Here is a 15381-nt window from a genome sequence, read left to right on the forward strand (position 1 = left end):
ATTCAATGTTTAATATTCAATGTTTAATGTTTAATGGTGAATAACTAAAAGAGTTGCCAATCAGGAGAGTTCAACCTTTTCAAGGTTTCTAGGCGTTTGCTAAAGTACCGGTAATCTAACCTTGACCAGCAATGAATCACAGAAGCATTAATATTAATTGCCCAAGCCCAAATATGTGCTGTTTGAGTTAGAGCTTGCAAACAATCCTCCTCTTCAGAAGTTAACTTTTGTACTGTTTGATAACCCTCAAAAAAGGCATCCCTAATTTTTCGATTCATGCCTGCTCTGAGAGATACCTGTAGGAACTTGGCGATATCAAAGGCACGCCAGCCATAACCGCATTGGTCGAAGTCAAATAAAGTAATCTGATTATCTTCTGTGAAGTGAATATTGCCGCTATGGGGGTCTCCCCAACAAGCAGTCCATAAAGGTGATTGTCGAGGCAATATTTTTAATTCTGCTTTAATCTGAGTGATATTATCACGTAAATATTTTAAATCTTCTGGTCTTTCTTCTAAAAACGGTGCGATCGTGGTTAGAGAATGATCTAAAAGATATTCCAGAGACAAAGTCTTATTAGTTAGTTTCTCTAAAATTAGACTATGGTGTGATGGTCGAAATTTGGTTCCTATTTGATGTAACTTAGCCAAAGAGCGGCCAAAGATTTCACTTTGGGCGATCGTGAGGTCTCCCAGGGGAACTGTTCCTTTGGCGTAGGGAAATAAGGCCGCATAGCGATCGCCTTCCAAGGCTTCCACTGTTACAAAAAGGTCATCTGCTCTAGTTCTCAACGGATAAGCTACAGGGAGCGAATTTTGATATAAAAAATCCAGCAATTCCAACTCGAATTCAATATCTAGCCGAGAGCGCCAGTGATGATGAGACACTCTAAGAACGTAATATTCCTGTTCTGTTTCTACTAGATAAACATCACTCAAACCGCGATTCCACAGCAGACAATTAGTGATCGGTTCAATTGAATAATTGCTCAGCACTTGTTCTACTAATGCTTGGGGTGACAAAGTAGAATAGACGACAGGAAATGCGGGCTTTGACCTGGCATGACGCGGATTTCGGGAGGTGCTAATAATCACATCTATCACGGGTGTACTTGCATATGGTCAATTATTCACACTACTCTTCTTCTGCTGTGCATAAGGTATTCATATATACCATTGACCAGCAAAAGAACAATCAAAATATCAGAGTTTCATCACATAAAAATCCCAGCTACACAATTAGGTGTTAGGTTTTGGGTTTTAGGGGTTAGGTGTTAGAGAAAGCCCGAGAAATCAGAAAGCTATTATTATATCGAGGTAGACTCCTATGGATAATTAAAGATTCAGTAAGCAATTAATTATCCATGTGTCAATCAGTCTAAATCTTGGAATAAAGGAGTACTCAGATAACGTTCGCCAAAGCTAGGTTGAATCACTACAATTAACTTGCCTTTATTTTCTGCTCTTGCCGCTACTTTAACCGCCGCAGCGATCGCAGCTCCCGAAGAAATTCCCGATAATAGACCTTCTTCTCTGGCTAGACGACGACCATAATCAAAAGCCTCATCATTGCTAACTGTCACAATTTCGTCTATCAAATCCACAGCTAACACTTTGGGAATAAACCCCGCGCCAATTCCCTGAATTTTATGTCCCCCAGGATTTCCTCCTGATAGCACAGGACTGCCAATGGGTTCGACTGCGATCGCCTTAAATCCTGGTTTGCGCTTTTTAAGAACCTCGGCAATCCCTGTAATCGTACCTCCTGTACCCACACCAGAAATTATCATATCTACTTTGCCATCCGTATCTTGCCAAATCTCTTCTGCGGTCGTTAAACGATGAATTTCGGGGTTAGAAGGATTTTCAAACTGTTGCAACATGTACGCATTAGGAATCGACTCTTCGAGATCTTCCGCCTGTTGGATTGCTCCCTTCATGCCTTGATCCGCCGGAGTTAGTTTCAATTCTGCCCCAAAAGCCTTTAACATCGCTCTTCTTTCGAGACTCATACTTTCAGGCATCGTTAAGATCAGCTTATAACCTTTAGCTGCTGCTGCCATTGCCAAAGCAATTCCCGTATTCCCTGAAGTTGGTTCGATCAGGGTAGTTGTGTTAGGAGAAATTAACCCTGCTTTTTCCGCAGCAAGGATCATATTAACTCCAATGCGGTCTTTAACCGAAGAAGTGGGATTCATACTTTCTAGTTTCACAGCAATCTCGGCTACACAACCTTCAGCAGCTGCAATGGAGTTTAAACGTACTAAAGGAGTATTTCCGATTAATTCCGTAATATTATTGGCAATACGCATAGTTATTGTAGAGCTCCTTGACTTAATCTCAAATGGACAATTTTACGTGTAATTTTCATTGAACAATGATTTGCCATTATTGACACAGAAACTAAGTCTTTCTTAAGCCCATAGTTTTGTTGATGATTTTGCTGTCAGTCAAAAACTTTGCCCATACGTTCTTGAATATTTTTGGCTGCGAGGTAAGGGTCTGCTGCTTCTCGGATTGGTCTGCCAATCACAATATAATCAGCTCCATTAGTAAAAGCCTCTTCCACATCAACAGTGCGTTTTTGATCGTCAGTAACCTTATTGTCTACTGGTCGAATTCCTGGGGTAACAATCAAAAAATTTTCTGCTAGATTGCCCCGTAAATCCTTCGCTTCTAAGCCTGAAGAAATGACCCCATCGCAGCCAAGTTGAAATGCTCTTTGAGCTCTAGATAAGACTAATTGTTTGACATCACATTGAAATCCCAAATCATCAAGATCTCCGCGATCGAGACTGGTGAGCACTGTAACGGCTAAAATCTTTAAGGTTTCTCCCTTTTCAGCCACCGCAGCTTGGAGGATGCTGTCATTACCATGGACTGTAGCGAAGGTGGCACCTTTATTTCTTAGTTGCCTGACTGCTGAGGCTACTGTTTGGGGAACATCGAAAAATTTTAGATCAACAAAGATCTTTTTATCCTTTGCTAGTAACCATTCCAACATTGGATAATAGCTACCAGACATGAAAAATTCCAAGCCTAATTTGTAAAAGTTGACAGTATCATCTAGCTGGTTTACTAATTCTTTGGCCTTTTGTTGATTGTCAACATCAAGGGCAAAAATTAGTCTTTCAGCAGTAGGAATATTTTTATTTGAAATCAAAGAACTGTTTCCCCTAATCGACAAGTAGCAAGGATTTATTTTAAGGGGAAGTAGTCTCTCGAACAAGAGAAACTAACTAAGTATTAATTTTCTGGTTCGGGAGTTGGGGTTGCTGCCTCAGTACTTTTGTTTGCCAATTCTTCTTGGATTTGTGTCCGCAGCGCAACTAAATTGGGGTCTTCAGGATAGATTGCCACTAATTTATCTAGCGGCGCGATCGCTCCTTGCAAATCTCCTGTTTGTAAGCGTATTTGGACCAATGCCGATAGAGCATTTAGATTATTAGGTTCTCTAGCCAAAACCTTTTCATAGCCTTCGGCTTGCGCTTGCAATTGCGCCAAAGGATCAGCCGTTTCCGCCACAGGATTATTGGCAACAGCAGGATCTCTGCGCAATAAACTCCCAATAATCACTGCCCCGGTAGAGCCAACAAATGCCAAGCCAAAGACTACAACAAGAATACGTTGTAAATTTTTTTTATTCATAATTTTTCATTGAACATTGAACATTAATCATTGAGCATCTGCCCTCTGCCCTCTGACCTCTGCCCTCATTTTAAACTCGTTGTATTTTCGCCCCAAGTTTGACTAATTTGCTTTCAATGTTCTCATATCCGCGATCGAGATGGTGCAAACCGCTAACAATTGTTTTTCCTTGAGCCGCTAATCCTGCCAAGACCAATGCCGCAGAAGCTCTTAAATCTGTTGCCATAACTGGTGCTCCAGAAAGAAAGGCAACCCCATTAATCATGGCATGATGCCCTTTGATTCTAATATCAGCTCCCATCCGCTGCAATTCGGCAACATGACGCAGGCGATTTTCAAATACTGTTTCACTGATTACGCTATAGCCATCACTGACACTTAAAAGTGCCATAAACTGAGCTTGCATATCGGTGGGGAACCCAGGATAGGGGAGAGTTTCAATATCAGTAGCTTTTAACTCACCAGGAATTAAGCGCAAACAATCGCTGTCTTCTTGAACTACTTGACAACCAATTGCCTTTAATTTGGCAATTACCGGGACTAAATGCTCGGGGATAACCGAAGAAACAGTAATTTCTGATTGGGTAATCGCTCCTGCAACCAAAAATGTTCCAGCTTCAATGCGATCGGGGATAACTTGGTAATCAACAGAATGCAAGCGCTCGACACCGGAAATAATAATTTTGTTAGTACCAGCCCCAGTAATTTTTGCTCCCATGGCAATGCAGAAATTAGCCAAATCAACAATTTCTGGCTCTTGTGCTGCATTTTCAATAATCGTTTCTCCATTTGCTAAGGTAGCAGCCATTAAAAGAGTCTCGGTTGCTCCTACACTGGGATAATCGAGGTAAATATTGGCCCCCTGCAATCTGCGATCGCGCCCTGTAACATGGGCATGGACAATGCCTGATTCGATAAGAACCTGCGCGCCCATAGCTTGTAAGCCTCTAACATGAAGATCTACAGGTCTTGCTCCAATCGCACAACCTCCTGGTAAAGGGATGCGAACATTGCCAAATCTTGCCAGCAATGCGCCAATGGCAAAGAAACTCGCTCGGAGTTGGGAAACTAGATCATAGGGAGCTTGGGTTGGATTAATATCTCTGGCATCAATATCAAGGGTATTGCCGTTTTTGATCAGTTTCACCCCCAAAGCTGTGAGAATCTGACTCATTTTCTTGATATCTGCAAGCTCGGGGACATTGCGCAACCGACAATCCTCGGGACATAATAGAGAACCTGCCATTAAGACTAAAGCAGAATTTTTTGCTCCACTAATAGTGACATCGCCTTGCAGGGAGTGACCACCCCAAATTTCTAAAACAGGTTGTACTGAATCTTGGACCATTGTTGGTTGTGCCAATTTAGAGATAGAGTTAATGGTTTTGTCCTCCGGATTATTATTAACTTTTGTATATAAAAATGAAATTATTTGTAGTGATCTTTACAACAATCACTGATTAAATCAAGTTTTGCTATAGAGACATTATTCCTAGTAAGTTACCCAGATTATGGTTTTCGATTCACAATAATCTTAAAAATCTCTTGGCGATTAGATATAAAGTATTGGATATAAGCTGTGAGCCGGGCTAGACTCAGGTTTTAATGTCTTTAGTCCGAAATTCGGTTTTAAGTGCCAAATCTCAAGTACCAAGTCCCAAATCTCCCATTGCTCATTCAGCAACCAAAGTATTGCTTTATGATCGGCAATTCGTCAACTAAATTAAGAAAAATGAGTTAGGAACCATATAATTGGTTGGACAAGGAAAGTTTTCTTAAGAATAAGAGTTAAATGATAAATTATGAGAAATCCAGAAAGAATCTAGGTTATTTCTATCTTCCCAATCTTTCCGTAGATGACTAAAACAATTCTTACTAGTCTTAAAAATCCTCTAATCAAGGAGATTCGTAAACTCCGACGAAGTAAGGAAAGACGTAAACAAAATTTGCTTGTACTCGAAGGAACCAACGCAATCGCGACGGCAGAAAGATTAGATTATCCCCTACATATTGTTCTTTATACTGAGAAATGGCAAGAAAGTCATCGGCAATTGTGGCAGAAAATTTCTGTTAAAGCCCCAAAATTAGAGTTAGTTAGTCCCGATTTGCTATCTGCGATCGCAACAACGGTAAGTCCTGATGGAGTGGTAGCCACAGCAGTTCGTCAACCAGCGAAAACACCTCAGGTTTCGAACACAAAATTAGCTTTGGCCGTCGAAAGATTACAAGATCCAGGCAACCTCGGCACTATAATTCGGACAGCAGTGGCCACAGGGGTTGATGGGTTGTGGTTGAGCCAAGATAGTGTGGATTTTGATAACCCCAAAGTGATTCGAGCTTCTGTGGGTGAATGGTTTCGTTTACCGATTGCCGTCACTAATGATTTAGCTCACATAGTCCGAGAACATCAACAACACCAAATTCAAGTGATCGCCACAGTTCCCACGGCAACTAAAACCTATTGGGAATTAGATTTCCAGCGTCCCAGTTTGATTTTATTGGGCAACGAAGGGGCGGGCTTATCCCCAGAATTAATTGCTTTAGCCGATGAACAAGTCACGATTCCTGTTGCTAATGAAGTAGAATCTCTAAATGTTGCGATCGCGAATTCTCTGTTATTATACGAAGCCAAAAGGCAATCATTGACCATTTAAGATTTAGCAGTAATTTTCCTCATCCCTCATCCCTCATCCCTCATCCCTTAAACATGGTTGGTTATTTAGTTTTCTTGACAATTTCGGCTGGTTTCTTTGGCATTTTTGCCCTGGGCTTGAATTTGCAATGGGGTTTTACTGGCCTAATTAATTTTGGCCATGTGGCATTTATGACCGTAGGCGCTTACACAACTGTCTTGTTGAGTTCTCAGGGTGTGCCTCTATTCCTGGCGGTAATAATTGGGGCAGCGATCGCCTCTTTATTGGGTCTCCTGATCGGGATCTCTACTTTGAGGTTGCGGGAAGATTATCTCGCAATTGTCACTATTGGGGTTTCGGAGTTAATTCGCTTGATTGCCTTAAATGAAGAATGGCTAACCAAAGGTGCTTTTGGCGTGCAGCGTTTTCCTTTGCCTCTAGCAAGATTTGAACCTGGTCTTATTGGCACTATATTTCTGGTGGGATTGTTAACTGCTTTGGCAATCTTTGCTGTCTGGCAATTATATTTCGGACTGCGATCGCAATGGCGTGAAGGAACTAAAATTCAAGGTAAAAGTTATCAACCAACAAATCGGATTAGTTTACTTATTTACGGTGCGATCGGTTTTGCACTAATTTTGACAGTCTATATCAATGGCTGTATCGCCCTATCGGACTATAACTACAAAGCGGGGTTGATGTTGCTGGTGTTATTGACTTTAGCCCTCATTTACTGGGGTTTGGAGCTACTAGTAAAATCTCCTTGGGGCAGAGTCCTCAAGGCAATTCGCGAAGATGAAGAAATTCCCCGCGCCTTGGGCAAAAACGTGTTTTGGTATAAATTACAGTCTTTTATGTTGGGCGGTGCGATCGCAGGGATTGCCGGAGCTTTTTACGCTTGGCAACTAACGAATGTCTATCCCAGCAATTTTCAACCTCTTGTAACTTTTAATGTTTGGACGATGGTCGTCTTAGGAGGCGCAGGGAGTAACCCCGGGACCCTTTTGGGGGTGATTATTTTTTGGGCTTATGATGCTTTGACTCGGTTTTATTTACCCCAATTAGGTTGGTTCGATAATGCCCAATTAGGTGCGTTTCGGATTATGATGATTGGTCTAATTTTGATGATTTTAATGATCTGGCGACCTCAAGGTATTTTAGGCAAAAAAGAGGAGCTTACTTTGGGAAAATAGGAAAATAGCAAAAATTATCATATATACAATTATGAGCATCAAAGTCTACGGGATACCCAATTGTGGGACTTGTAAAAAAGCGTTTCAATGGTTAAAAGATAACTCTGTTGAATATGAGTTTATCAATACTAAAGACAATCCTCCCAATCAGAAAATAATCGCAGATTGGGTTGCTAGTTTGGGCTCTAAACCAATGCGCAATACCTCAGGAAAGTCTTATCGTGCTTTTGGGGAAGAGAAAAAAACTTGGGATGATACTCGTTGGATAGAAGAATTTAGCAAAGATGCGATGCTGCTCAAACGCCCTCTATTTGTGAAGGATGGACAGGCTGTGTTAGTCGGTTTTAAGGCAAAAGAATCAGAACTAAGAGCTAAATTGGGTCTTGATGGCGATGTTTAGATAGTCAATATAGAATTATTGGTGAAATTTTGTAACGTAATCTGAAAAAGATTAAATTCGTAATGTAACAGATTCTAACGAAACTAATTTTCTCTCAGGGGCTAACGATAATATCTATGTTACGAGAAGAAACATAAAGTTTTTCAGATAACTGAGATACCTCTGGTCGTTCCGTTGCTGTCTGTTTTCTGTTAATCACAGTAGAGCATTGTGTAACTTACCAGTCATGGGGTTTGCCGTCTCAGAGAATCAAGCAGCTGTTTGATGGATAGTCTTTTTTAGGAGCAATTTACGTCCATGCTACGTCGAAAATTTTCGCAATTAATTTCCTTGGGTCAAATATTAATTCTAGGTGTCGGGGCAACATTAACTCTAAGTAGTAGGGCTAATGCGACGGAATTGATCACGCTTCAATACAAGGAAAGGTCAGCTTTGGTGACAATTGATGACCTGAGTCGGTTTGCTCGCAGTGGTGTTGTCCCTCTATCCATTCAAGAACTATTCGATACTACAGATAAGGTTCCTAGTGACATCAGTGTGATTCTCAGTAAAGAGCTAAAAATCAGCCCCCAATTTATTGAGCGCTTTCTTGAAAGTTCCATCGGGGAGTTTATTCTTGGAAGATTAGAAGAAGTAATTAATGACTCCCCCAGTAGCGGAGATCTTAATGATGTTCGTTCTACCTTAGTGTCTGCCTATGAAGACGATAATCGGGTTTCTTTAATTGAATTAATAGAAAGATATCCCAAAAAAGAAATTCGAGTAAATGTTACGAGTTTAGAAGGAACCTACGATAAAGTTGTAGCTATTGTTGAGGATGTATTGCCTGCATTAGAAGTTGCTAAAGCTTATGTCCAGGATTTAGTTTGTGAATGTGAAGAACAAGTCACTCAACTATCGGAAGATGGCGAAACGATTTTAGTAGCGAATAACAATGCTGATTGTCGGAACTATAATTCTATAGTCCAAAAGGCCCCGAGAACTCAGGATGAAGTTATGGCAGACATCACGGCCAGAAATTCGAACATCTTAAGAGTAAGTGAATAATCATCTTCAGATTTTTCCATAATATTTTATTGCACATTTCAAGTTAATAATTATGAGTCTGACTTTACCTTTCTTGCATCGTAAATTACCCAGATTGCTGCAAGCGGGCTTCTTAGTCCTAGCAATTGGTACAGGATTTTCCCTTAAGCCCAATGAAGTTGTAGCTGCAGAAGAAATTGTCCTCACTTACAGTTTTTTGGACCAGCCAATTTTGGTCAAAGATTTAGAAACCTTTGTCGAAACAGGAGAAATGTCTGCTGCGATTAGTTTTTTAGTGGGTATTGCTAAACAAAATCCGGAAGATGTTCGTAAGGCTTTGACTAAAGAAGTAGGTTTGAGTAGTCGATTTGTCTATAAAGTCCTCAATAGCCTGCCCGGAGAATATGCTCTGTTTCAGGCTGGACAAATAATTCATCCTAGATATAAACCAAATAGGGCTATTATTCCTGCCTTACGAGGGACTTTAATTCTTTCTGCAAGTGATGATGAAAAAATTACTTTGTTGGAATTTTTTCAAAAATATCCCACTCAAAAAATGTATGTTGATGGGAGGTTAATTGCGAAAACAGCTAAAAGCGTATTTGGTTTTCTCAATCGCGCAGAAGAGGCTCTGGAAGTACCGATCGCGATCGCCAAGGATTTCTTAGAAGATATGGTCTGTGATTGTGAAGTAACGACCACTTCCACAGAGTCTGGCTTAGTTCAGATAGACGCCAATTATCCCCAGGAATAATGTTGCGGAACCGTATATTTTATTTTCTCAATTAAGTTTAAGTTTTAAGAGTTGTACTATGTTTTTCTCTCTCAAAAATCAGAAGATTGGTTTTTATCGTGTAGTTACTTTTTCCCAGGCACTCTTACTCGGAAGTGTTGCCAGTTTGTTGTTCAGCAGTAATGCTAATGCGACCAAGATAATTGATGTCAAATATAAAGAAACGGAATTTTCGATTAAAACTAAGGAGTTAAAGAAATTTGCCAAAACTGGAGAAATTCCCCCTGATCTTCAGCAGTTTTTTAATGATACAGAACAAGTGCCCGAGTTCTTAAGTAATTTATTAAACAAGGAAATTTATATTAGTCGTAGCTTAGTTGAAGATGTTCTTGAAAGTACGACGGGGGAATTTCTGCTACTGAAACTCAATCAAGCTATTGACTCTTCCTCTAGCACAGAAGATCTCGACGCAGTCAAGGAAGCAGTTGTCAATTCCTATGAAAATGATCGAAAACTTTCAATGATGGAATTATTAAGTGAATACCCCAAGAAGCGTATAGAAGTAGATCTAACTGGTTTGGAAGGTACTTACAACGATGCCAATCAACTTGTCGAAAAAATATTGCCTATTTGGGAAATTGCTAAATCTCTTTTAGAAGATGTCGTTTGTGACTGCGAACAATGATTTTTTAAATCAGCATAGCTCTTCTTTAATCCCTGAGATACAGAAGGCTTTGTGTTAGGGAACAGGGAACAGGGAACTGTATCTTATGAATCTGAGAAATGCTATAACAACTAAACAAGATCTAAGTAAATAGATGCAATATATCTATCTTCATGGATTTGCTTCGAGTCCTCAATCTCATAAAGCTCAATATTTACTGCACCGCTTTCGAGAGCAAGGCATCAACCTTCAAGTCTTAGATCTCAACCAAAATGATTTCACCAGTCTTACTTTAACAAGACAAATAAATCAAACAGTTGCCGGCTTTGCCGATGACTCTACTCCTATCACCTTAATTGGCTCAAGTTTTGGGGGTTTAACTTCTGTGTGGCTTGCCGAAAAATATCCTCAGGTACAGCGTTTAGTGTTACTTGCTCCCGCATTCAATTTTGTTGCTTACTGGCGTCAGAAATTGGGAGCAGAGCAAATACAACAATGGCAAGAGTCTGGTTTTTTAGCGGTTTGTCACTATCGAGAAGCTGAGCTAGTCCCACTCAGCTACTGTTTTTACGAAGATATTATTCAATACGAAGAATCGCTACTTCAAAGAAATATTCCGACTTTAATTCTTCACGGAGAACATGATGAAATTATTCCTCTTCAAGCTAGTGTTGACTATGCCAAGCAGCATCCTGACACCAAGTTAATAAGCCTTAATAGTGATCATAGTCTGAGGGATCAAATGGCAATAATTTGGCAGGAAACCAAAATTTTTTGCTCTATAAAGTAAATTACCAAATCCAAGGTATCAAACGACTACTTTTTTGCTGATAAGCCACAAATTCAGGATATTTGGCTGCCATAGTCTGCTCCTTCTCATTTATTCTCTGTAAGTAAAGCAATATAATGATTCCCGGTAGTGCAAAAGCCCACAAATTACCAGCAATAACGCTGAAGCTTGTATAACGCATTAAGTCTCCTAGATAGTTTACATGGCGTACTGAACGCCAGATTCCATCTTTGACCAAACTATTTTCCTTACTTTTAGCAGTCATTTTCTGCACATCTGCTCCCGTGTTTATAAGACTGCCAAATATGTATAGGGGCAAAGCAATGGCGACACTCCAGTAAGAAATCGGGTTTGAATTGGTAAATGCAAGATAGCCGGGCAAGCAATAGAATATCCCAACAAATAAAATAACCAATATAAAAACTGGCATGCCTATTTTCTCTGTGAAGAGCTGTTGACGGCGTTGGGGAAATAACCATTGTTCCAGCAGCCACCACAGACAATAGCCAATATGTAGACAAAGATAGATGACTTGTCGATAATCATTTATTCCATAAATTAAGGCCAAGGCAATCAGGCATAAAATTGTTACGGTTTTAGCCACATTGATTGCGGTAAGTTGGGTAACCTGAAAGCCAGAAGAGTTGCTTGCTGTTTCCATATTTTTTCCTTTAACTATTCAGATCTCGGCTCAACACAATTCTCAGTAAAATTAGCAAGTGAATGACCCAGAATCTATTCTCCCATAATTATTAAATTCATGATAACTAGTAATAATCCTGCTTGGTCAAAAGTCCTAGCAAAACCGGCAAGGGAATTTCCGCTAACTCCTTTGCCCTTAATTTCAGGTGAGATTCCCCCTCAGTTAACTGGGACATTGTATCGTAATGGGCCAGCAAGATTAAGTAGAGGAAGCCAAAAGGTTGGGCATTGGTTTGATGGTGATGGGGCGATTTTGGCTGTTAATTTTGCCGAAGGACAAGCAACCGCAACCTATCGTTACGCCCAAACTACAGGATATCAAGCAGAAACAAAAGCAGAACGTTATTTGTATGCTAACTATGGCATGAGCGCCCCAGGTGGATTTTGGAATAATTGGCTCAAAGGAACCAAGAATTCGGCTAATACTTCTGTTCTCCCTTTGAGCGATCGCCTTCTAGCTCTTTGGGAAGGGGGAAAACCCTATGCTTTGGATTTGGATAGCTTAGAAACCAAAGGAATTGACAATTTAGGTGACACTTTAGAAACTTCTTTTTCTGCCCATCCGAAAGTAGATCCTGATACTGGCGAGATTTATAATTTCGGTGTCACACCAGGAAAACCCACCAAGCTTTATTTATATAGATGCGCTCCTACAGGCAGAATTATTCGGCAAAACTCTATCGATTTATCAGGATGTCCTTTGATTCACGATTTTGTGTTGACCCAAAAATATTTGGTCTTTTTGATTTCTCCCGTCAGAATCAATCTCGTTCCTGTAATTTTGGGAATCAAATGTTTTAGTGACGCGATGCAATGGCAACCTCAATTGGGTACTCAAGTACTAATATGCGATCGCGAGAATCTATCTGTAGTGAGTCAGGAAATAACTGAGCCCTGGTATCAATGGCATTTTAGCAATGGCTATGAAGATCAAGATGGCGAAATTGCGATCGAATTTGTTCGCTACGACGACTTTGCGACAAATCAATACCTCAAAGAAGTTGCTAGCTCTCAGACCAAAACCTTGGCTAAGGGTCGATTATGGTACGTGAAAATAAATCCTCAAACAGGTCGAGTTACTAAAAATGCTCAATTATTAGATCTTCATTGTGAATTCCCTATTGTGGCTTCCCATCAAGTATCCAAACTCTGGCGTTATAGCTATTTTCTGACTCATGGTTCGGGGGTGATGTCAGAACAAGAATTTTTTAACGCGATCGCCTGTTTTGATAGAGAAACTGGCAATGTAACCATTGCTGACATGGGAATGCATATCTACCCCAGTGAAGCGATCTACGTCTCTCAACCTGGAAATTTAGAAACAGGCTGGTTACTAAGCGTTGTTTACGATGGCAATAGCGATCATAGTGAAGTCAGAATTTACCAGGGTGATCGCTTAGAGGCAAACCCGCTATGTCGTCTTGCTTTGCCCAGTACGATTCCCCACAGTTTTCACGGCATATGGCAGGAAAATTTTGAAAGTCGCAAATAAGGGCATAGAAAAGTTACTGCTCCTTGACATTAAAATCTAAAAATGTAACAATGGATACAGAAAGTAAATCAATCGTTCATCCTTCAATAACCTTTTCGAGGGACGGAAGTAGGGAAACTCCCGAAGGAACGCGCCTCAACCTTAAAATGCCATAATTATTGGAGGCGAAAAGATGAAACTTGTTTATCGCGGTGTAAGTTACGACTATGATCCCCCACAAGTCGCAGTCACAGAAAGCAAAATTACAGGTAAGTTTCGTGGACTGGATTGGCGATTTCATAACCTCAAAAAGCCCCTTGTCTTGCAGCCACCTGTGAATTTAACTTATCGCGGTGTTGCTTATAGTAACCGACCGACAAGCGGCCAGGAACAGTCTGCGGCAGAAGCAAATATTCGGGAACAAGCACGTTATCGGTTGATGAGAAAAGAAAAAGCTATTCATAATCGTGCAGCATCTATGTTTGTGCGTACTGCTCATGAGGTTGGCTTAGTCTAAGGCGGGCCTCTCATAGTTGGAGTTGGGGCGGGCATCTTCAATCTTTAATAATGCCCTGACTCCCCAAATTATTTGCCAATTACTGACTACCTATTCTTTATCCAAAATAGGTGGTCTCTTTTATTAAGATTTAATGTCTACAATCACTATTGTCATTTCTGATATTTTTTGTTAGCCTGGCCCTCAGGATCAATAAAAAATTTTTATCTTTAAGTAATTCGATTTCTGCTACGATCGCTCTACGTATCAATTACAGATCTTTTAGTCTGTAAATCAAATGGCTATTAAAATATTAGAGAGCTTTGACACTAAGGTTGTTCTTAGCCCAGAATCCCAGTCCTTGCTATTTAGTCTTCTCGGTAGTGAATCGTTTAAGCAAAGGATTAGTGAACAATTGTCCGTTGTAGCAGTCGACTTTACTGGTTTAGTGTTTCAACCAGTGCCTTACAGTCAAAATACTCCCAAAGGGATGCCCAGCGAATTTGAGACCTATCATAATAGTCCCGACTACGCCATTATCAATGTTCCGCCTAATTTTGTGTTTAAAGCCAAAATTGTTAAACCCAATCGTCTCTGTGCTATTTATCGAAAAATTTCGTAGAAATGGCGATTTGGGGATTAGAAACTCTTGACTGGATAATAACCCATTACCCATTACCCATTACTCATTAATCATTACTTAATCAAAAATATGAGTCTAGCTAGTCTAGAATACCTGCCCTATCTTGATGATAATGGTTGTATCCCAGAAGATGTGCAAAGAAAAATTGGGGTTTATGCCATTTTTGATCAAGGAAAAGAACTTCAATTTGTCGGTTATTCTCGGGATATTTATCTGAGTCTCCAACAGCATTTAGTTCGTCAACCTCAAAAATGCTATTGGTTGAAACTGCAAACAATTACTCGCCCCAACCGCACTATTTTGGAAGAAACTCGCCGAGCTTGGATTGCTGAAAATGGCAAAGTGCCAATCGGTAACGTAGCTGATGAGAGGTCTTGGATTCAAGCAATTGATGTTAAACCAATGATGAGCGAAGCAGAAAAAGCTCAGTATTTGGCCGGAGGCGAACTAGAGCAGAGTAAAACTCTCAAAAAAGCTGCAAGACGTATCGAAACCATTGTCAAACAGCAATTAAGCGATCGCGGAGTGGCAATGGATTTGCGTTTTAATCCTAAACTCAAAGAAAAAGGGCTCTTGGACTTGAAATAGAAGAATTGGGGTTCTATGTTACAGAATATTAAGCATCAAATGTTACAGAATATTGCTTTGTTGTAAATAAAAGAGACCAAAGACACCAAACTCATTTATGTTTTATAACGACAGGTCAAAACTCATTCGTCCCCGAGCCATTCTGTTGGGCGGGTTCTTCGAATTGAAGGAGCTGACATCTGGGTCTTCCTAACGATGCGAGGTCACTCGTTAAGCTTCTCGACCGTCACCTAATTAAGATTTAAATTTGTCAAATTATTAAAGGAGAGCTCAATGCTTGACGCTTTTTCTAGAGCTGTAGTCGCAGCTGATTCAAAAACTGCTTGTATCGGTGCAGAAGAAATCTCTGCTCTTAAAGGATTCATCGCTGATGGTAACAAACGTCTTGATGCTGT

General features: G+C 40.3%; 17 protein-coding genes, 1 pseudogene and 1 riboswitch. Of the genes and pseudogenes, 12 read left to right on the plus strand and 6 right to left on the minus strand.

Annotated features, from left to right (window positions below; genetic code table 11):
- Positions 1 to 44 precede the first annotated feature (44 nt).
- From XEN7305_RS18010 to murA, 5 genes are all read right to left on the minus strand, one after another.
- Positions 45 to 1103 carry a phosphotransferase gene (locus XEN7305_RS18010; RefSeq protein ID WP_006510922.1) on the minus strand — a complete coding sequence of 353 codons (1059 nt, stop codon included), beginning with the start codon at positions 1101 to 1103 and terminating at the stop codon, positions 45 to 47.
- Positions 1104 to 1372: 269 nt separating this feature from the next.
- Positions 1373 to 2311, minus strand: a complete 939-nt coding sequence (gene cysK / locus XEN7305_RS18015; protein WP_006510923.1) for a cysteine synthase A — start codon at positions 2309 to 2311, stop codon at positions 1373 to 1375.
- Between the two features lie 134 nt (positions 2312 to 2445).
- On the minus strand, positions 2446 to 3162 hold the full coding sequence (pyrF, locus tag XEN7305_RS18020; RefSeq protein WP_006510924.1) for an orotidine-5'-phosphate decarboxylase: 717 nt from the start codon (positions 3160 to 3162) through the stop codon (positions 2446 to 2448).
- A gap of 83 nt (positions 3163 to 3245) precedes the next feature.
- A complete protein-coding gene (locus XEN7305_RS18025) occupies positions 3246 to 3647 on the minus strand; it encodes a tetratricopeptide repeat protein (protein ID WP_006510925.1) in 402 nt (133 codons plus the stop codon).
- A 70-nt stretch (positions 3648 to 3717) separates the two neighbouring features.
- On the minus strand, positions 3718 to 4995 hold the full coding sequence (murA, locus tag XEN7305_RS18030) for a UDP-N-acetylglucosamine 1-carboxyvinyltransferase (protein ID WP_006510926.1): 1278 nt from the start codon (positions 4993 to 4995) through the stop codon (positions 3718 to 3720).
- Between the two features lie 508 nt (positions 4996 to 5503).
- Here murA and XEN7305_RS18035 point away from each other — a divergent pair.
- The 7 genes from XEN7305_RS18035 to XEN7305_RS18065 all read left to right on the plus strand — a co-directional run bounded on the left by XEN7305_RS18035 (position 5504) and on the right by XEN7305_RS18065 (position 11086).
- A complete protein-coding gene (locus XEN7305_RS18035) occupies positions 5504 to 6301 on the plus strand; it encodes an RNA methyltransferase (protein WP_006510927.1) in 798 nt (265 codons plus the stop codon).
- Between the two features lie 53 nt (positions 6302 to 6354).
- On the plus strand, positions 6355 to 7473 hold the full coding sequence (locus XEN7305_RS18040; RefSeq protein WP_006510928.1) for a branched-chain amino acid ABC transporter permease: 1119 nt from the start codon (positions 6355 to 6357) through the stop codon (positions 7471 to 7473).
- Positions 7474 to 7504: 31 nt separating this feature from the next.
- Positions 7505 to 7873 carry a Spx/MgsR family RNA polymerase-binding regulatory protein gene (locus tag XEN7305_RS18045; RefSeq protein ID WP_006510929.1) on the plus strand — a complete coding sequence of 123 codons (369 nt, stop codon included), beginning with the start codon at positions 7505 to 7507 and terminating at the stop codon, positions 7871 to 7873.
- Between the two features lie 297 nt (positions 7874 to 8170).
- Positions 8171 to 8920: an alpha/beta hydrolase gene (locus XEN7305_RS18050; protein ID WP_006510930.1), complete on the plus strand. Its 750-nt coding sequence runs from the start codon at positions 8171 to 8173 to the stop codon at positions 8918 to 8920.
- Positions 8921 to 8972: 52 nt separating this feature from the next.
- On the plus strand, positions 8973 to 9653 hold the full coding sequence (locus XEN7305_RS18055) for an alpha/beta hydrolase (protein WP_006510931.1): 681 nt from the start codon (positions 8973 to 8975) through the stop codon (positions 9651 to 9653).
- A 58-nt stretch (positions 9654 to 9711) separates the two neighbouring features.
- The gene (locus tag XEN7305_RS18060; RefSeq protein WP_006510932.1) at positions 9712 to 10317 is read left to right on the plus strand and encodes an alpha/beta hydrolase; all 606 of its coding nucleotides are present in this window, start codon (positions 9712 to 9714) and stop codon (positions 10315 to 10317) included.
- 133 nt (positions 10318 to 10450) lie between these two features.
- Positions 10451 to 11086: a YqiA/YcfP family alpha/beta fold hydrolase gene (locus XEN7305_RS18065; RefSeq protein WP_006510933.1), complete on the plus strand. Its 636-nt coding sequence runs from the start codon at positions 10451 to 10453 to the stop codon at positions 11084 to 11086.
- 1 nt (position 11087) lies between these two features.
- Here XEN7305_RS18065 and XEN7305_RS18070 read toward each other — a convergent pair whose 3' ends face one another.
- Complete coding sequence (locus XEN7305_RS18070; protein WP_006510934.1) at positions 11088 to 11747, minus strand: isoprenylcysteine carboxylmethyltransferase family protein; 660 nt, start codon at positions 11745 to 11747, stop codon at positions 11088 to 11090.
- Between the two features lie 99 nt (positions 11748 to 11846).
- On the opposite strand from XEN7305_RS18070, the gene XEN7305_RS18075 reads away from it, so the two are divergent.
- The 5 genes and pseudogenes from XEN7305_RS18075 to XEN7305_RS27815 all read left to right on the plus strand — a co-directional run.
- Complete coding sequence (locus tag XEN7305_RS18075; RefSeq protein ID WP_006510935.1) at positions 11847 to 13280, plus strand: carotenoid oxygenase family protein; 1434 nt, start codon at positions 11847 to 11849, stop codon at positions 13278 to 13280.
- A gap of 71 nt (positions 13281 to 13351) precedes the next feature.
- Positions 13352 to 13415: riboswitch (Glutamine riboswitch) on the plus strand.
- A gap of 37 nt (positions 13416 to 13452) precedes the next feature.
- Entirely contained in the window at positions 13453 to 13776 is a 324-nt protein-coding gene (locus XEN7305_RS18080) for a DUF4278 domain-containing protein (protein WP_006510936.1), read from the plus strand.
- Positions 13777 to 14053: 277 nt separating this feature from the next.
- A complete protein-coding gene (locus tag XEN7305_RS18085) occupies positions 14054 to 14377 on the plus strand; it encodes a hypothetical protein (RefSeq protein WP_006510937.1) in 324 nt (107 codons plus the stop codon).
- A gap of 90 nt (positions 14378 to 14467) precedes the next feature.
- A complete protein-coding gene (locus tag XEN7305_RS18090) occupies positions 14468 to 14986 on the plus strand; it encodes a GIY-YIG nuclease family protein (RefSeq protein WP_006510938.1) in 519 nt (172 codons plus the stop codon).
- Between the two features lie 273 nt (positions 14987 to 15259).
- Positions 15260 to 15381 (plus strand): annotated as a pseudogene (locus XEN7305_RS27815) (bleomycin hydrolase); the annotation flags it as partial.

This window comes from Xenococcus sp. PCC 7305, assembly GCF_000332055.1.
Taxonomy (GTDB): domain Bacteria; phylum Cyanobacteriota; class Cyanobacteriia; order Cyanobacteriales; family Xenococcaceae; genus Xenococcus.